Source organism: Virgibacillus pantothenticus, from assembly GCF_018075365.1.
Classification (GTDB): Bacteria; Bacillota; Bacilli; order Bacillales; family Amphibacillaceae; genus Virgibacillus; species Virgibacillus pantothenticus.
The window spans coordinates 1,598,315-1,615,310 of record NZ_CP073011.1 but is presented as its reverse complement, the minus strand read 5'-3'; the positions used below and the strand labels follow the sequence as shown (position 1 = coordinate 1,615,310).

The following is a 16,996-nucleotide window of genomic DNA, read 5'->3' as shown; positions in this document are numbered from 1 at the left end:
CATATTTTCTTATAACCGGAGCAGTTCTTAGCTTAGAGTCGATTAACTGCTCCCTATATGGTTACTTCCACAAGAAGTGTGAAAACTCCTTTTCGATTAAAAAAAGCATTATCTATCGCCTTTTTCAGCAGAAAAGAAAATCCTGGCTGTGTTTTTAGTTACACTATTGACTTTTATCGAAAAATCCCCGTACATATTTATATTTTGAAAGCCTGCTTGCAGTAATAATTTTTTATAAAAATCAACAGAAAAAGTGCGTTGATGATGAACTTCGTCAAATCGAACGTAATCGCCCACATCATTTTTTGAAAAAAATGTAAGCTCATGGAACATTTCACCTGTATGATCACCAGGCAGACAAAACCATATGTAACTCGCATCTTCTGTAACATCAGCAAAGGTTTCGTGTACATAATGATCCGTTACAAACGGCAATGCATGCACATCAAATAAAAAAACGCCTTTCGAGTTAAGTGCGTCATAAATGTTCTGAAATGTACGAAGCAACTCCTCCTCTGTGGTTATATAATTGATTACATCACAAAAACTAACAGCTGCGTCAAGACCCGTAATACCTTTTAACGCTCTTAAGTCTTGACAAATCCACTGAATAGATCCACTTGTAGCTCTACTTTTGTGTTCGGCGTTAGCTAACATATCCGTGGCATAATCAACGCCAATTACATGGGGATATAATTGAGCCAAACGTAATGTAATCTCACCTGTTCCACAACCTAAGTCTGCAATATATTGAATATTTCTTGTTTGCAAAATTTGTTCTGTATAGTGCAACCACTTATCATATGGTGCGTTTCTCATTAGGCGGTCATAAATATCCGCCAATCGTTCATAGGCCATATTTACTGATCCTGTCCTATTTCAATCGGATAAGTTGCAGCATCTCCCCAAAGGCGTTCTAAATTGTAGTAGCTTCTTTCCTCTTTGTGAAAAACATGACAAACTACATCACCAACATCCACAAGAATCCATCTTGCTTGTTCAAATCCTTCTAATCGATGGACAGGAATATCGTGTTCTTCCATTTTATCCTTAATGCCTCTAGCAATCGCTTGCACTTGTCGCTCATTACTGCCATGACAAATTAAAAAATAATCTGCAACTAAAGAAACTCCATTCATTTCTAGGGCAATAATATTTTCTGCACGTTTATCGTCACATGCATCTGCTGCTAATTGTACTATTTGTTCATTTTTCATTACACACTACCTCCATAACCCAATCTCGTTAAATCATTATACGCATAAAGTGTATCTGGATAGACAGTTGCTTGTTTACCAATTAAAAAACGAATCGTGTTCGCCAAAGCCATCCAACAAGCTTTATGCAAATCATTCTCTGCTATTTTTCTTACTTCATCCACTCCGGGGAATTTCCTCCCAGGTTCAATGTAATCTGCTAAGAAGATAATCATCTCTAACTTGCTCATGTTTGCCTTTCCGGTAGTGTGGTAGCGAATTGCCCCATGAATTTCTTTATCCTTAAGTCCTAGTTCGCTTTCGATTAGGAGTGCACCTACCGGACCATGCCAAAGCTCATGATGGTAATGGAGCAGATCTTTCGGTAATACGGATGAGGTTTTAATCCAACGTGCCAGCTCTTCTTTAGAACGATATTTAGCATAATCATGCAATACACCTGCTAACTCAGCCCTAGAAACATCTTCTCCAAACCGATGAGCTAACTTTTTTGCCGTTTCAGCAACTCGTATGGAGTGAGCATAACGTTCTTTTGTCAGTTGTGGTTTTACTTTTTCCATAGCAAATTCAATGTTCATATAACCGATGCTCCTTCATATATTGATAAACAGGAGCGGGTAACCAATAATGGACAGAAACACCGTTCATACACCGTTCTCGTAACAATGTTGACGAAACTTCAATCAAAGGAATGTCAACGATTAAAATCGAATATCGACTTTCCAATTGATAATTAGAACGTTTGACGCCAACGAATGTCACAAGTTCTGTCAGTTCCTCAATCCGATACCAACGCGGTAAGTATTCCACCATATCTGCACCAATTATAAAATAAAATTCATTATCAGGATGGCGTCTCTTAAGCTCCTCGATGGTATCAATCGTATAAGACTTCCCGCTTCGTTCTATCTCAATCGTATCAACTTTAAAATAAGGATTACTTTTCGTTGCTAGACGAACCATCTTTAACCGCTGTTCTGGACCCGTCTTTGCGTTATCCTTATGAGGTGGGGTATAAGAAGGGATAAACCAAACTTCAGCTAAATCTAAAGCAAGGCGTACTTCTTCAGCAATAATTAAATGACCAATATGAGGCGGGTCAAATGTACCACCTAATATTCCTATTCGTTTCATAAACTCATCCTTTATGGTAGAACGATGTGCTTATTATCTTTGGATTCCTTATAAAGGACAATATTATTCCCTATTATTTGGACAACTTCCGCACCTGTTCCTTCTGCTAATTGCTCCGCAACTACTGTTTTATCCTCTAAACAATTTTGTAAAATGCTCACCTTCAATAGTTCTCGCTTTTCTAGAGCATCTGCGATTTGTTCGTTCATATTTTCGTTAACACCTATTTTCCCTACTTGAAAAATAGGCTTCAATTGGTTTGCCTTTGCTCGTAAAAATCGTTTTTGTTTTCCTGTTAACATGTTATCTTCCTTTCAACATCTGTTCTAATTCTTCAACCATTTGGCCAATATCGGGTTTATGCCCTGTCCATATCTCAAAAGCGTATTGGGCTTGGTAAAGTAACATCGTATGCCCATAATGAACTTGCGCACCACTTTGTTCTGCTAGCTGTAAAAATTTTGTCTTAATGGGCTGATAAATGATATCACTATAAATAGGGATAGGTGAAAAATCAGCCTTTGTAAAAATAGATCGGTTTACATTTGGTTTCATTCCGACAGAAGTTGTCTGGATGACAATATCATAATCACCCAAGCAATTCTCAGCTGTCGCAAAAGAAAGCACTTGTGAATCATGTTCACGATGCTGACAAATCGCCATGGCATGCTCTTTCGTACGATTAGCTAAATCAATTCGCTTAAATCCAGCCTCTTCAAGGGCTGTAAAGATTCCTCTGGCTGCTCCACCTGCACCAAGGATTAGTGCGCTACAACCCGCTTCATGAAATAATGCAGGAAACTTCGACTGTAATGCACGAACATAGCCAATGCCATCTGTATTGTATCCTATCCATTTATTATTTTTATTTACAACTGTATTAACAGCTCCAATCTTAGCAGCACCCGCATCAACTTCATCCAAATAAGGGATAATTTTCTCTTTATAAGGAACCGTTACATTAAAACCATGCAACTCAAGCGATTGGAGTTGTTCCATAATTGTATCAAAAGAACGTTCCGGATTCATTTCATAAATGCGATAACTCCCATCCATACCCGTCGTTTCCATAAATCTTTCATGGATCCATGGCGATAGGGAGTGAGCAATAGGATATCCGATTAAACCAAGACGAAATAGCACTAAATATTCCTCCTAATTGAATGATTGACGAATAGAAACAGCAACACCTTTTGGACGATTTGCAGCTACTGTAGCCCCTTCACCTAAAATACTAACCCATCCTAAACCTGGAAAAACGATGTCATACTTACCTTCTTTGATGCGAAATGTATCTGAGATCATAGGCGGTATTTGATCTATGGACGCTTCAGTCGGTGGTGTTAATAATTCTCCGCAGTGATTTGCAAATAAATCGTCCGCTTTTTCCAGCTTTGTACGATGTATCGGTAATTGATTGGAAAAATAGCAAACAAACGACTGCTTATCACCCTTTATAAAATCCAGCCGCGCTAACCCACCAAAAAACAGGGTTTGTCCATCATTCAGCTGATAAATCCTTGGCTTTATCTCTTTATTTGGTGTGATGAGCTTCAAATCTTCACCACTAATATAGTGTGCCATCTGCTGTTTATTAACAATTCCAGGTGTATCAATTAGAGCTGATCTATCATCTAGGGGGATCTCGATAAAACCAAGTGTCGTACCAGGAAAGTAAGAAGTTGTAATTACTTCACTAAATCCGGTAGATTGTTTAATTAATCGATTGATAAACGTTGACTTTCCGACATTGGTTGTTCCTACAATATAGACATTATCTCCTTGTCTATATTGTTCTATTTTCTCCGAAAGCTCAGCAATGCCATGTCCTTTTGCTGAAGAGATCAAGCAAGCATCTGTTACTTTTATTCCCGCTTGTTTTGCTTGCGACCGTAACCATTGCAATAACTTCCTTGTATTAACAGACTTAGGAAGCAAGTCCATTTTATTTCCAACTAATAAAATAGATTTTTCTCCAACTAATCGTGGCAACCCATGGATTAAACTGCCATCTACATCAAAAATATCCACGATATGGACAACCAAGCCGGACGTGTCTCTAATGGAACTTACCATCTTCAAGAAGTCGTCGTCCGTTATTGATACATCTTGAATTTCGTTATAATGCTTTAAACGAAAGCATCTTTGACATAGAACAACTTCCTTTTGCAGAGAAGAAACAGGTGTGTACCCTGGCTGATCTTTGGCTGTTGTTTGAATACGTACTCCACAGCCCTGACAATCTATAGTTTCCGTTTCCATCGTTTATTTTTCCTCCCAGTTTATTTTTCCTTTTTTTCGCATATAAGCAAGTATGCGCCGTTCAATTTTACGGTTGATCTTGGTTATCTTTTCATCCGTCTCTACGATTGGCACGACCAAAATAGTATAAAATCCTGCCGTATTACCACCAAGCACATCGGTTAAAATTTGGTCACCAATCACAACAATTTCTTCTTTTTTTAAATTCATTTTTTTTGCAGTTGTTTTAAATGCTTTGCTCAGCGGTTTACGTGCACTGAATACAAACGGTGTATCTAATGGTTCTGAAAACACACTTACTCGCTCTCTATTATTGTTTGATATTATGGTTACTTTGATGCCATGCTCCTTCATTGATTTGAACCATTGCACTACTTCCGAAGTAGCTTCCTTTACATCCCAGGCAACCAATGTATTATCCAAATCGGTAATAATACCTTTTATGCCTTTTTCCCTCAATGCCTCAGGATGTATTTCAAATATACTTTTTACGTGCTCGTTTGGCAAAAATCTCTTTAACACACTTCCACCTCATTATTCTTTTGTTCAATAGTATAAAGTGAATCTTCCATCAGCGGGGATTCATTCATCCCCACAGCTTGTTAGTACCGTAATGGTATGACCTAAAGGCCTCTTTATGAAGTAGGGCATTTAGGTGCTGTTATCTCCCACTTAGACTTGTTACTGTAAAAATATCCAAAGGGGAGCTTATATACGGGATAAAAAGATACCTAAAAGCGTAAATCGTACCACATCTCACAATAAGTTGCTTTATACTCCTACATAACCTTTTCCGCTTACACAGTATGGGAAAACGCCTCTTTTGCATGATTCTCCTTTTAACCTGTCAATACAAGAATACAATTATAACCTAATCCTATACCAACTTTCTATATTAATAAAGAAAATTTTATTCATCCCTACGAATCCACGAAATAAGGAAAGCAATTTGGTTAACTCGTTTAAATTTGTCATATTCATCCACTTTTTGTTCCTTTACGAATAAGTCTATTAGTTCAAAGCGAGCAATAAGTTACTATGCTGATTCGACACATTTTAAGTCACCTATCAGCAATTTTCTGCATCAATGATTTTAGTCTAGGAGAACTATGTAGATTTACCTAGTATTATTACATAAATCGTTCGACAAATAGTTTCATTTTTTGCGTTGTGGATAACTTTATTAACATTTTTCGAGTTGATTTAACCGAGTTTATAGCACTTTTATTTCACTTGTACACAAGTTATCTACAGTGCACTGTAGATAACTTTCGCCTTGTCCTACTCCTAGGTTCATGGTAAATTATTAGTAACTTTATTACAGAAGATTTCCACTTTTAGGGGGGCTGTATTTATGGAACATTTGTCCGACGAATTATTACTCGAATCATACATTACAGCAAATGAATTAAATTTAAGCCCTGATTTTCTCTCCTTAATTGAAGAAGAAATTCATAGAAGACAATTGTCACATAAAATAAAAGATACAAAATCAGGTTGATGAATCACCCATTATATTAAATATGAAGAAACTCAAAAACCCTTTACGAATTTATGATATTTAAGGGTTTTTTATTTTTATTGGCCATGTATTGTGTTAAAATATTTCTTGGATAAAGCTTCACATACTTTTGTGTGAAAGCTGGTTGCAGATATAAATTTTCTTTTTGGCTAATACCATTTGTTGACCCTAAGAAGAAGTTGTTTTCCCCGAAGGATATTGTACCACAATGAACCGTTCTCTTAATTCATTGCTATGAAATAATAAATCACGCATAAAAATAACAACAAATGATTATTTATCCTACCATGGACGGGACATCTACATCAACAGTCGTAGGTGCTTTAAATCCTGTCTAGATTCACGTAATAAAAAACATTATAATAGTAAACCGTTTCAGTTGGTGAAGGAGGAATTCCAATCAAATGATATTCGCAGTACTCATTCCACTGCTTATTGCATGTTTTATTCCTGCATTAAGTAAATTGAAAGAAAAACTACATACAGGGATCTTTGTTTTTTTTATACCTTTTTTGATTTTTCTATACTTCGTTTCTTTTATTGGTAACGATTTTACGCCAATTAGGGAACAATATAGTTGGATCCCATCCTTAGGAATTAACTTTGACTTGTACTTGGATGGTTTAAGTTTGTTATTTGTGTTGTTAATTAGCGGAATTGGTTCATTGGTAGTACTCTACTCCATCTATTATCTTAGCAAATCGGAGCGTCTTGGACATTTTTATGTTTATTTGCTCATGTTTATGAGCGCGATGCTTGGTGTGGTGCTATCGGATAATATTTTTGTACTATATACTTTTTGGGAATTAACATCCATATCTTCATTCTTATTAATAGGTTATTGGCATTTTAAAGAGCGCTCACGCTATGGCGCTTTAAAATCAATGCTCATTACTGTATTTGGCGGACTTAGCATGTTAGGTGGCTTTATCTTATTATATGTAGTCACAGGTACAACGAGCATACAACAAATGATTGGTCAAGTAGATCTTATCTTAAACAGCACTTATTTACCTCTCATATTAGGCTTTATTTTACTAGGTGCGTTTACAAAATCTGCTCAATTTCCATTTCATATTTGGTTACCGGACGCAATGGAAGCTCCAACACCTGTCAGTGCCTACCTGCATTCTGCTACGATGGTAAAGGCTGGACTCTTCCTTGTAGCACGCTTTTCGCCAATTTTTTCAGGATATGAAGGTTTCTTTATCGTCGTAAGCGTGTTTGGTATTGTAACATTATGTTGGGGAGCTTATATGTCAGTAAGACAAACAGACTTAAAGGCTATTTTAGCTTTTTCTACCATTAGTCAGCTTGGGATGATTATGGCAATGCTAGGCTTCGGCACAAAAGCCGCTGTCTTTGCAGCTGTCTTTCACATTTTAAACCATGCTACTTTCAAGGGTAGCTTGTTCATGGTAGCTGGTATCGTCGATCACGAGACAGGTACACGAGACATTCGTAAGCTTGGTGGACTAGCTACATTAATGCCAATTACTGCTACATTGGCCATTTTCGGAACCTTTTCCATGGCTGGAGTTCCATTTCCATTTCTTAATGGCTACTACAGTAAAGAACTGTTTTTCGGTTCAACACTAGGGTTAGGCTCTGACTTTTGGAGTCAAGCAATCCCATATTTAGCTGTACTCGGAAGTATTTTTACATTTGTTTATTCCATGTACCTATTTTTCGGTACTTTTACTGGCAAGAAACAGTTCGATCAACTGCCGAAAAAACCACATGAAGCCCCGATTGGAATGCTCATATCTCCAATGATTTTAGTGGTTGGAGTCGTTATTTTTGGGCTGTTCCCAAATATCGTCAACGCCTCCTTTTTACAACATGCAGCTACTGCGATTAACAGTACTGTAGTGTATAAAGAAATTACTTTCTGGCATGGGTTTATTACACCATTCAAAATGTCTTTAGCGGTCGTTGGATTTGGAACAGTATTGTTTTTAACGCGAAAAAAATGGCAGCCAGTTTATCAAGTCTTGCCTGGTAAGGTAAGCTTTAATCATGTTTACGATGCGATCGTAAATAAAATTGGCAATGTCGCAAATCGAATTACAAACTACTACATGACTGGTTCGTTAAAAACATATATGTCTTTAATTCTTGGAACAACGCTTATTGTTTCATTGCTATTTATGTACCTAACAAACGGATTTGCATTTAATACAGACCAACTTGCTGAGGTTTCATTTATAGAAGTTGCAGTGGTTCTCATTATGATTGTTGCAGCAATTGCTACTATTTACATGAACCATAATGTGGCAGCCATTTTAGTAGTTGGGGTTGTTGGTTTCGGAGTAGCTATTCTATTCGTTATCTACCGTGCTCCAGACATTGCTTTAACTCAATTGGTTATTGAAACAATCACTGTCGCACTTTTCTTACTCTGTTTTTACCATTTACCCAAATTGCGTAAATCGACGGATTCAGCTAAAACCAAAATCATGAACGCTACCATCTCTATTGGATTCGGTGCTTTAGTTACTTTGGTAGCAATCTCGGCACATAGTAGTAGGTGGTTTGAATCGATAGCGGATTATTTTGTAGAAAATTCAAAAAAACTGGGTGGCGGAGACAATATCGTTAACGTTATTTTAGTTGATTTCCGTGGCTTAGATACATTGTTCGAAATCTCTGTTTTAGGTATTGCAGCTTTAGCCATTGTTGGCCTCATTAAATACAGAAAGAATAAGGAGGCAGAGTAAACATGGAAATAATAACGTCTATATTAGCAGGTATATTGTTTGCTACTGCAATTTACAATATGCTGCAAAAACAATTGCTACGAATTGTTATAGGTACTGCATTACTTTCACATGGTGCTCACATTCTCATTTTTACAATGGGAAGATTAAAAACTGGTCAGCCACCTATCTTGATTGACGGAATCGAAAGCTATACTGATCCATTGCCTCAGGCTTTAATTCTGACGTCTATTGTGATTAGTTTTGGTGTAACCAGTTTACTCTTAGTATTAGCTTACAGATCCACACAAGAAAATGGAACGGACAATATGGAACAATTGAGGGGTAACGAAAATGAGTAATTTAGCAATACTGCCAATCATCATCCCATTAATAGCAGCTATCGTTCTTATTTTTTTCAATAAGAGTGTTCACATCTCCAGAGCGTTGGCGAAGCTGTTTTCCATTATTAGCTTGGGAACAGCGGGATACATCACCTGGTATGTACTTGAACATGGTTCCGTTATCTTGGAAACAGGAGACTGGATTGCTCCTTACGGGATCGTTTTAGTCATGGATGGCTTAGCTGCAATATTAGTGTTAACAACAAATGTTATTACAACTGCATGTGCCTTTTATGCACCACACGCTGGTTTAGAAAAAAGGGAACGTTTTTACTTCTATCCATTTTTCTTTTTCCTTATCACGGGCGTTTCCGGTGCATTTATAACAGGTGATTTGTTTAACCTGTTTGTATTCTTTGAGGTACTACTAATGGCTTCCTATGGGCTAATTGTATTAGGAGGCGGAAAGGTTCAGTTAAGAGAATCACTTAAATACTTGTTAATTAATCTATTTTCATCCATGCTGTTTGTTACGACCGTTGCCTTTTTATATGCAGTTGTTGGTACCGTCAATATGGCGCAAATTGCTGAGCGGGTTCAAGAAGTGGAACAGCAGGGTATTATTACAACGATTGGGATTTTACTGTTCTTTGTTTTTGCGACAAAGGCAGCATTATTTCCGCTCTACTACTGGTTACCGAAGTCATATATCGTCCCTAACCCTGTTATTTCTGCTTTGTTCGGTGCTCTATTGACTAAAGTAGGGATTTACTCTATTTTACGAGTATTTTCACTCATATTTGTCCACCGAACAGATTTAACCCATGAAATGTTTATCTGGATAGCAGGCTTATCGATGATATTCGGAGTAATTGGGGCATTGTCTACGTCAAATATTAAACTGATCATCGCTTATAACATCATTCCAGCCATTGGATTTATACTATTAGGAATTGGTGTTTTGAATGAATCTGGAATTAGTGGTTCTATTTATTATCTTGTTAACGATATGATTATTAAAACAGCGCTGTTTTTATTAGTCGGAATTATCTCTTATGTGGCCGGAACCTCTGATTTACGCAAAATGGGCGGGCTTATTCATTACTACCCATCATTAGGGTGGCTGTTGTTTTTATCAGCTGCAGTTTTAGCTGGACTCCCTCCCTTCAGTGGATTTATAGGCAAGTTGTTATTGCTTAAGGGAGCTTTTGAGCAAGGGGAAATAGCCATCGTTATTATTGGCTTATTAACCAGTCTGCTCATCCTTTATTCTATTGTTAAAATATTTATAAACGGCTTCTGGGGCGATAAAGAAACAATGGGGAACATAGAAAAGAAGCCGATCAAAGGCTTGTTGACACCAGTTGCGGCCCTATTAGCTCTAGCTGTTTTGCTAGGAGTAGGAGCAGAATTATTTTATCCGAGTATCGAGTCTATAGCAGCTTATTTACTTGATCCGGAAATCTATATCGATTCTGTGCTAAAGGAGTAATGAATAATGGCTTTTCAGATCGTAATTAACTTAATTATCGCCTTTATGTGGATGTTCTTAGGAGAGTCCTATTCTGTTTCAAGCTTCATTGCTGGATATATATTGGGTATACTGCTTTTATTTCTATTACGCCGGTTTATACCTGACACGTTTTATTTACGACGGGTTATAAAAATTATAAGTTTAATTTTACTATTTATTAAAGAGCTGATTTCTTCTAATATTGAAATTGTCAAGCTCGTTTACACACCAAAACCCGATTTTGAACCAGGTATATTTACGTTACCAACTGAACTTAAGAGTAACTGGGAAATTACGTTGCTTGCAAATTTAATTACCTTGACTCCAGGAACATTATCCGTTGCTGTCTCTCGTGATAATACAAAATTGTTCATTCATGCAATGGATATTAATGATAGCGATGAGTCCATTCAGTCTATTAAAAATACGTTTGAAAAAGCGATCATGGAGGTGACAAGATGACGAATATATTAACAGCAACTGACAATATATTACAGATAACTCTCATGATCTCATTTATTGGCATAGCACTATCACTAGCTCTCTTGCTATACCGAGTCATTACAGGTCCTACGCAACCTGAACGAGCTGTTGCACTTGATGCAATTGGCATTAATTTAATGGGGCTTGCAGGTCTTATGTCTATCTATTTGGTAACTACAAAACTAAATGACGTCATTTTGCTCATTGGAATTCTTGCATTTCTCTCAACGCTTGCAATTGCAAAATACCTAGAAAAGGGTGTTATCATTGATAGAGACGTGGATTAACATTGTTTTAAATCTTTTAGTTGCGTTATTTGTTTTAGCAGGTACATTCTTTATACTGTCTGCGTCTATTGGCGTTGTTCGTTTTCCAGATGTATATACAAAATTACATGCTGCGACAAAAGCTTCTACGTTAGGGATTGCTTTTATCCTTATTGGAGCTTTTACGTATTTGTACTTAGAGCATTCTATTGTTAGTGGGAAGTTACTATTAGCAATTGTATTTATCATGTTAACTGCTCCAGTCGGTGCTCACATGATGGGTAGAGCTGCACATACATCTGGGGTAAAACCGTATTTAAAAAACCGTAATGATGAATATGAACATGCTGTAAAAGTATATAAGAAAAAAAATCAATAATGTAACATTGATTTAAAGTTTAGAAAAAAGCAATGCTACCTTTAAAAGGACAACATTGCTTTTTTCTTGTATAAATATGTTGGCGTTGGAAAAAGAGTTTTAATCTATTACAACACTAAACCCATTGAATTGTAAACTTTTGCCCACCCACTATCCACCTTAATAACATTAACTCCTCAGGAACTACTCTTCCAATCACATTTACACGCTTATCTTTCGGTAAATCTCTAGTTGTTATTTGTATTTCTCCTTGATATCGCTTATAGCGCTGATTATCAATCGTAATCGAGCCTGCTGGTCGTTCTCTACAGTTTGCAGCGGGGATTTGTAATGCTCCCACGGAAGCGTAATGTCTGGATTCAACCGAACGGATACAATCACGTGCACGATCAACCCGATTAGTATGAGTCCCCTTAACTAGGTTTAACTCTGTTTGCGATACTTCTGTACCCGGTACAGCATGGAGAAGAATTTCATTTCTTTGATAAGCAGAAAACTGCTCTAATACCTTCGAACTAACCCCGCTATCCCCTATTAGAATTTTATCCACCATACCTTTGTTGACAAGATCCAAATATGCGACAAAGGGGGAAACGGATCGGTGTGCTTCTAATGTCGGAAGTGTTTCGTAAAGTGGCCCTCTTAATTCATCATCGCCAGGAATAAACGCCATGATGGACAACCCAGCTTCTTTTAACAACTTATTTTGATTGATAAAATCTCCCCATCCTAAACCAGTTTCTGGACGTGGGTAATAATTATGCCACGCTTCAACCGAAGAAATGTCCAATCCTTTTAATATTAAATTATCTAAAAAAGCAGGAGTTAGTGTACTAGCATTTAATGCAATTTTCATTTGTTTCGATAAACGTACAATGATATCTTCATCAATACCGTAGTCTACACGTAAGCCCGTTAACCCCCAATTTAATAACTCGGAAGCTGTTTCCCAATCAAATCCCAAAGCAGATAGAGAAGTTGGAGAGATATCGGCCACAAGCTCCATGTTCAATTCTCTTGCCAGCTTCGCTAATGCTTGCAGTTGATTTTTATATTTAGTCGGATCATCTTCGGGGATATGTAGGGATGTAAAAATAGAATGAAAACCGTTTGCTTTCATTTTCTTTAAATAAGCTACTTGTTCTTCTAAATTTTGCATTCCAATGTATACGGAGATACCTAGCATGAATACCACCCTTTTTCGTTTTGCTGCTCACCAAGGGAAATTGGTAGCACCATTTCCCTTGGTAAAAGACCTGTAGACTATTTATATATCTTTAGCCATACTTTCATTAAAACCAAACAGATACGTCAAGATAAATCCACCAGCATAAGATATAACCAAACCTAAAAAGTACATTATATATTTTCCATCATCAATAAGTGGAATTAGTGATAAACCGGAGACACCGATACCTTTAGCCGCTGTTTGCATTATTGCTTGAAAACCACCTCCCATTGCTGCCCCTAGACAGGCTGTAATAAATGGTCGTCCTAAAGGTAAAGTCACTCCATAAAGCAGCGGTTCGCCAATGCCTAAAAACCCTACTGGTAAACCACCTTTAATAATATTTTGTAAGCGTTTATTTTTTGTTTTTACATAAATGGCAATTGCAGCTCCAACTTGCCCAGCTCCAGCCATAGCTAGTATGGTAAGTAGAGCTGTATTGTCAAAAGTATTTATGAGTTCTAAATGAATAGGAGTTAATCCATGGTGCAATCCAACCATAACTAATGGAAGGAAGAAGCCAGCTAAAACTGCCCCAGCAATAAATCCACCCATGTCAATTAGTGTGGTTAACCCTTCTGTTATACCATCAGATATGACACCAGCTACTGGCATGATTGCATATAAAGAAGCGAAACCTAAAATTAAAACGGTAATCAATGGAGTAAAAATGATATCCACTGCTGCTGGGATTATTTTTCGAACTCGTTTTTCTAAAAAGCTCATTAACCAGGCTGCAAAAATTACTCCAAATAACCCTCCACGACCTGAAACTAACGCCTCACCATAAATCGTAATATTCTCAAGCAACGGATTAAACAAAAACATTCCGGCGATCGCACCTAATACAGGTGTGCCACCAAATTCCTTTGCCGTATTCCAACCAACAAGCACTGCTAAATAGGTAAAGATAGCGCCTCCGAAGAGAAGTAAAATTTGCATTAAGGTTGTTTCAGGATCAGCACCTGCGTTTTTGGCGAAGTTGGCTCCTCCATTGATAATCCCTGAGGCAACCAAGCCAGGGATTAATGGTATAAAGATGTTTCCTAAGCGACGTAGAAAATTTTTGAACGGCGTTTTATTTTTTTGCTTTATTTGTTGTTTTTCAAGCGCTGCTCTTTCTTCAAACGTTAAATGATCTTTATCCGGTCCCTGTTCTTCTCCGATTCCTAATCCTGTTATTTGACTTAATTGCTCAGCAACACGATTAACTGTTCCCGGTCCAATCACAACTTGTAGAGTTTCATCAACGACGACCCCCATGACACCGCTTACATTTTTTAGAGCATCCAAATCTGCTTTACTATCGTCTTTGAGCTTAAGTCTCAATCGAGTCATACAGTGACTTATTTGTTGAATATTCTCTGCTCCGCCTATGAAGCTAAAAATATCCTGCGCCATTTTCGCTTCCTTTTTCATTCCGCATCCTCCTCTTTATTTAGCGCTTTTCTAACAAAACCATCCGCCTGGAGAATCCTTTTATGTGCTTCGTCATAGGAGCATTGTAATAAAATCATTACAATTGCAATTTTTACATTATTATTTGAGCGCTGTAAATAATCTTCTGCTATATCTGTACTAACCCCTGTCGCATCCATAATAATGCGATTTGATCTGTCTACCAATTTTTTATTCGTTGCTTTTAAATCGACCATTAGGTTTTGGTAGACTTTCCCGATTCCAATCATTGCAGCTGTAGAAATCATATTTAATACCATCTTTTGTGCAGATCCAGCTTTTAACCTTGTGGAACCGGTAAGCACCTCTGGACCTGTTTCCAATTCAATTGCAACATTTGCATATTTGTTCATGATCGCCCCCTTGTTACAAGCAATACTAACCGTATGTGCTTTTATTTTATTTGCATATTTTAAAGCCCCTATAACATAAGGCGTTCTCCCACTAGCCGCAATTCCAATCACCGTATCCGCTTCTGTGATGTCCATCTTCTGTAAATCTTTTTCACCTTGCAGAGCATCATCTTCTACTCCTTCAACTGCTTGTAAAAAGGCTTTATCACCACCCGCAATAATTCCTTGAACCATTTCTGGTGACACACCAAAAGTGGGCACACACTCTACAGCATCTAGGACACCTAGTCTCCCGCTAGTACCAGCACCAATATATACTAATCTTCCACCTTTTTGAAAAGAATCAATAACGAGATAAATCGTTTTTTCTATTACTGAAAGTTGCGTTTCTATGACGTTAGCAATTTTCTTATCTTCTTGATTCATGATTGTTACAACATCCTTAATGGACATTGCATCGATATTGTAAGTGTTTTCATTTCTGGATTCAGTAGTTAGTTTTTCCAACATATATTTGTCCCTTCCTTCTGTTCTTATTGTATCACTTAATGAAATATAATGACAATAAAAAACATAATAATATGAAATCAAATTTCGAATTCTGGAATTATTTCATAATTTTATTACTAATTGCTTGCTTATTAACTACGGTATAAACTCTACAGGCTGTCTACAATAATTAACTAAACTATCCGAGATGTTGTAATACTACTAACATGCATCCCTTTTCCCAAATCGATATTACAAGACGATGTCGAGAGTTTGTCTATTGCCTCAACCTCTTCTGCGTTTTACTAACTCTTTGGTGGTTATATTAGAATAATTTCAAGGTAGCTCCATATATGGAGTAACTTTTCTCTATTAATGGAAATGAACATTTCCTTGTTGTATCCTTCTAAGCAGCTCTTCTGCCATAGCAACACTCTTCTTATTTTATGCAATATACTCCTGTTTTATCATCATCTTACTAAGGAAATGAATTGGTTTTTCAAACTCATAAGATGATAAATATATAGGATTAGATTTTTGAAATAGTTCTTGCATTATTTAACTGTCATTAGCAATAACAATGTTAATTAAGGCGAGTTTATCTAAAAGCAATCATATGAATTTAACAGAATTAACGTCGGACAGACACTTTATTCCTTTGATACACATAGAATTAACGTATGGGCTATTAACCATTGTGTACATCAAGGAGGAGATAAATTTGTCCGGCATTTTAAGTGCACTCGCTTTACTTATTAAAGAAGCGATGTTCTTTGTATCTTATGTAAAAAATCACGCTTTTCCCCAGCCTTTACCACCCGATGAAGAAAAAAAATATATCCAACAAATGCAGGACGGAAGCGAGACAGCACGCAATAAATTAATTGAACATAATCTCCGGCTCGTGGCACATATTGTTAAGAAATTTGAAAATACTGGTGAAGATGCCGAAGACCTTATTTCCATTGGAACCATCGGCTTAATTAAAGGCGTTGAAAGCTATTCCTCTGGAAAAGGAACAAAACTTGCTACTTATGCAGCTCGATGTATAGAGAATGAAATATTAATGCATTTACGTGCATTAAAGAAAGTTAAAAAGGATGTTTCGCTTCACGATCCAATTGGTCAAGATAAAGAAGGAAATGAGATTAGCCTGATTGATATTTTAGAAGCAGAAAACCAAAATATAATTGAATTTATTCAGTTAAATATGGAGATCGAAAAGATGGAAGATTACTTTGCGATTTTAGATAAGCGCGAGCGTGAAGTAATTGTTTATCGGTATGGCTTAAACGATGAAAAAGAATTAACACAACGAGAAATTGCCAAAAAATTAAACATATCAAGAAGTTACGTTTCCCGAATTGAAAAACGAGCTTTAATGAAAGTATTTCATGAATATTACAGAAAAGAACATAGAAAGTAAAAAGAAAAAGGAGCTTAGGTTGCTGTTTAGCTCCTTTTTCATTTGGAATAAAAATAATGGCTCTATCCTAAATGTTGGGGTTCCACACAATTTGACATAGATCCAAAATAATAAATACTAATAAATTAAGTTACCACACGGGTCAGATTTTCCAGATGGTTGATTATCACCACCAATTACTTTTTCGTAATGCTGTCATTTCTCGTGATTGTTTTGGCGTGTA

General features: G+C 36.8%; 19 protein-coding genes. 8 read left to right on the top strand and 11 right to left on the bottom strand.

Going from position 1 to position 16,996, the window contains the following annotated elements; genetic code table 11:
• Positions 1–108 precede the first annotated feature (108 nt).
• From KBP50_RS07605 to KBP50_RS07570, 8 genes are read right to left on the bottom strand one after another with little or no spacing between them, the layout of a single operon-like run.
• Positions 109–858 (bottom strand): class I SAM-dependent DNA methyltransferase, encoded by a 750-nt coding sequence (locus KBP50_RS07605; protein ID WP_050353127.1) that lies wholly within the window; start codon positions 856–858, stop codon positions 109–111.
• A gap of 2 nt (positions 859–860) precedes the next feature.
• Positions 861–1,217: a ribosome silencing factor gene (gene rsfS, locus KBP50_RS07600; RefSeq protein WP_050353128.1), complete on the bottom strand. Its 357-nt coding sequence runs from the start codon at positions 1,215–1,217 to the stop codon at positions 861–863.
• Positions 1,217–1,795 (bottom strand): bis(5'-nucleosyl)-tetraphosphatase (symmetrical) YqeK, encoded by a 579-nt coding sequence (gene yqeK / locus KBP50_RS07595; protein WP_050353129.1) that lies wholly within the window; start codon positions 1,793–1,795, stop codon positions 1,217–1,219. Before yqeK ends, rsfS begins: the two co-directional genes overlap by 1 nt.
• Complete coding sequence (locus KBP50_RS07590; RefSeq protein WP_050353130.1) at positions 1,785–2,351, bottom strand: nicotinate-nucleotide adenylyltransferase; 567 nt, start codon at positions 2,349–2,351, stop codon at positions 1,785–1,787. Before KBP50_RS07590 ends, yqeK begins: the two co-directional genes overlap by 11 nt.
• 11 nt (positions 2,352–2,362) lie before the next feature.
• Positions 2,363–2,653 (bottom strand): ribosome assembly RNA-binding protein YhbY, encoded by a 291-nt coding sequence (gene yhbY / locus KBP50_RS07585; RefSeq protein WP_050353131.1) that lies wholly within the window; start codon positions 2,651–2,653, stop codon positions 2,363–2,365.
• 1 nt (position 2,654) lies between these two features.
• Positions 2,655–3,494 (bottom strand): shikimate dehydrogenase, encoded by an 840-nt coding sequence (aroE, locus tag KBP50_RS07580; RefSeq protein WP_050353132.1) that lies wholly within the window; start codon positions 3,492–3,494, stop codon positions 2,655–2,657.
• A gap of 12 nt (positions 3,495–3,506) precedes the next feature.
• The gene (gene yqeH, locus KBP50_RS07575) at positions 3,507–4,613 is read right to left on the bottom strand and encodes a ribosome biogenesis GTPase YqeH (protein ID WP_050353133.1); all 1,107 of its coding nucleotides are present in this window, start codon (positions 4,611–4,613) and stop codon (positions 3,507–3,509) included.
• A gap of 3 nt (positions 4,614–4,616) precedes the next feature.
• Positions 4,617–5,135, bottom strand: a complete 519-nt coding sequence (locus tag KBP50_RS07570; protein ID WP_050353134.1) for a YqeG family HAD IIIA-type phosphatase — start codon at positions 5,133–5,135, stop codon at positions 4,617–4,619.
• A gap of 832 nt (positions 5,136–5,967) precedes the next feature.
• Here KBP50_RS07570 and KBP50_RS07565 point away from each other — a divergent pair.
• The 7 genes from KBP50_RS07565 (at position 5,968) to mnhG (ending at position 11,819) form a co-directional block, all read left to right on the top strand.
• Complete coding sequence (locus KBP50_RS07565; protein WP_050353135.1) at positions 5,968–6,114, top strand: sporulation histidine kinase inhibitor Sda; 147 nt, start codon at positions 5,968–5,970, stop codon at positions 6,112–6,114.
• Between the two features lie 425 nt (positions 6,115–6,539).
• Positions 6,540–8,855 (top strand): Na+/H+ antiporter subunit A, encoded by a 2,316-nt coding sequence (locus KBP50_RS07560; RefSeq protein WP_050353136.1) that lies wholly within the window; start codon positions 6,540–6,542, stop codon positions 8,853–8,855.
• A gap of 2 nt (positions 8,856–8,857) precedes the next feature.
• A complete protein-coding gene (locus KBP50_RS07555) occupies positions 8,858–9,196 on the top strand; it encodes a Na(+)/H(+) antiporter subunit C (protein WP_050353137.1) in 339 nt (112 codons plus the stop codon).
• The gene (locus KBP50_RS07550; RefSeq protein WP_050353138.1) at positions 9,189–10,670 is read left to right on the top strand and encodes a Na+/H+ antiporter subunit D; all 1,482 of its coding nucleotides are present in this window, start codon (positions 9,189–9,191) and stop codon (positions 10,668–10,670) included. The genes KBP50_RS07555 and KBP50_RS07550 overlap by 8 nt, the downstream gene beginning before the upstream one ends.
• 6 nt (positions 10,671–10,676) lie before the next feature.
• Positions 10,677–11,153, top strand: a complete 477-nt coding sequence (locus tag KBP50_RS07545) for a Na+/H+ antiporter subunit E (RefSeq protein ID WP_050353139.1) — start codon at positions 10,677–10,679, stop codon at positions 11,151–11,153.
• On the top strand, positions 11,150–11,461 hold the full coding sequence (locus KBP50_RS07540; RefSeq protein WP_050353140.1) for a Na(+)/H(+) antiporter subunit F1: 312 nt from the start codon (positions 11,150–11,152) through the stop codon (positions 11,459–11,461). The genes KBP50_RS07545 and KBP50_RS07540 overlap by 4 nt, the downstream gene beginning before the upstream one ends.
• Positions 11,442–11,819: a monovalent cation/H(+) antiporter subunit G gene (mnhG, locus tag KBP50_RS07535; protein ID WP_050353141.1), complete on the top strand. Its 378-nt coding sequence runs from the start codon at positions 11,442–11,444 to the stop codon at positions 11,817–11,819. Before KBP50_RS07540 ends, mnhG begins: the two co-directional genes overlap by 20 nt.
• 115 nt (positions 11,820–11,934) lie before the next feature.
• On the opposite strand, the gene KBP50_RS07530 is transcribed toward mnhG, so the two are convergent.
• From KBP50_RS07530 to murQ, 3 genes are all read right to left on the bottom strand, one after another.
• On the bottom strand, positions 11,935–13,005 hold the full coding sequence (locus KBP50_RS07530; RefSeq protein ID WP_050353142.1) for a DUF871 domain-containing protein: 1,071 nt from the start codon (positions 13,003–13,005) through the stop codon (positions 11,935–11,937).
• 81 nt (positions 13,006–13,086) lie between these two features.
• The gene (locus tag KBP50_RS07525) at positions 13,087–14,466 is read right to left on the bottom strand and encodes a PTS transporter subunit EIIC (protein WP_050353143.1); all 1,380 of its coding nucleotides are present in this window, start codon (positions 14,464–14,466) and stop codon (positions 13,087–13,089) included.
• Positions 14,463–15,368 (bottom strand): N-acetylmuramic acid 6-phosphate etherase, encoded by a 906-nt coding sequence (gene murQ, locus KBP50_RS07520; protein ID WP_050353144.1) that lies wholly within the window; start codon positions 15,366–15,368, stop codon positions 14,463–14,465. Before murQ ends, KBP50_RS07525 begins: the two co-directional genes overlap by 4 nt.
• Positions 15,369–16,068: 700 nt before the next feature.
• Here murQ and sigK point away from each other — a divergent pair.
• On the top strand, positions 16,069–16,773 hold the full coding sequence (sigK, locus tag KBP50_RS07515) for an RNA polymerase sporulation sigma factor SigK (protein ID WP_072740894.1): 705 nt from the start codon (positions 16,069–16,071) through the stop codon (positions 16,771–16,773).
• Positions 16,774–16,996 lie beyond the last annotated feature (223 nt).

Excerpts from the sequence above, each read along its gene's own strand:
- yhbY (WP_050353131.1), bottom strand. The coding sequence starts at position 2,653 with ATGTTAACAGGAAAACAAAAACGATTTTTACGAGCAAAGGCAAACCAA.
- yqeK (WP_050353129.1), bottom strand. The coding sequence starts at position 1,795 with ATGAACATTGAATTTGCTATGGAAAAAGTAAAACCACAACTGACAAAA.
- KBP50_RS07530 (WP_050353142.1), bottom strand. The coding sequence starts at position 13,005 with ATGCTAGGTATCTCCGTATACATTGGAATGCAAAATTTAGAAGAACAA.
- KBP50_RS07565 (WP_050353135.1), top strand. The coding sequence starts at position 5,968 with ATGGAACATTTGTCCGACGAATTATTACTCGAATCATACATTACAGCA.
- yqeH (WP_050353133.1), bottom strand. The coding sequence starts at position 4,613 with ATGGAAACGGAAACTATAGATTGTCAGGGCTGTGGAGTACGTATTCAA.
- KBP50_RS07540 (WP_050353140.1), top strand. The coding sequence starts at position 11,150 with ATGACGAATATATTAACAGCAACTGACAATATATTACAGATAACTCTC.
- KBP50_RS07560 (WP_050353136.1), top strand. The coding sequence starts at position 6,540 with ATGATATTCGCAGTACTCATTCCACTGCTTATTGCATGTTTTATTCCT.
- KBP50_RS07525 (WP_050353143.1), bottom strand. The coding sequence starts at position 14,466 with ATGAAAAAGGAAGCGAAAATGGCGCAGGATATTTTTAGCTTCATAGGC.
- KBP50_RS07545 (WP_050353139.1), top strand. The coding sequence starts at position 10,677 with ATGGCTTTTCAGATCGTAATTAACTTAATTATCGCCTTTATGTGGATG.
- murQ (WP_050353144.1), bottom strand. The coding sequence starts at position 15,368 with ATGTTGGAAAAACTAACTACTGAATCCAGAAATGAAAACACTTACAAT.
- KBP50_RS07590 (WP_050353130.1), bottom strand. The coding sequence starts at position 2,351 with ATGAAACGAATAGGAATATTAGGTGGTACATTTGACCCGCCTCATATT.
- KBP50_RS07555 (WP_050353137.1), top strand. The coding sequence starts at position 8,858 with ATGGAAATAATAACGTCTATATTAGCAGGTATATTGTTTGCTACTGCA.
- rsfS (WP_050353128.1), bottom strand. The coding sequence starts at position 1,217 with ATGAAAAATGAACAAATAGTACAATTAGCAGCAGATGCATGTGACGAT.
- KBP50_RS07550 (WP_050353138.1), top strand. The coding sequence starts at position 9,189 with ATGAGTAATTTAGCAATACTGCCAATCATCATCCCATTAATAGCAGCT.
- KBP50_RS07605 (WP_050353127.1), bottom strand. The coding sequence starts at position 858 with ATGGCCTATGAACGATTGGCGGATATTTATGACCGCCTAATGAGAAAC.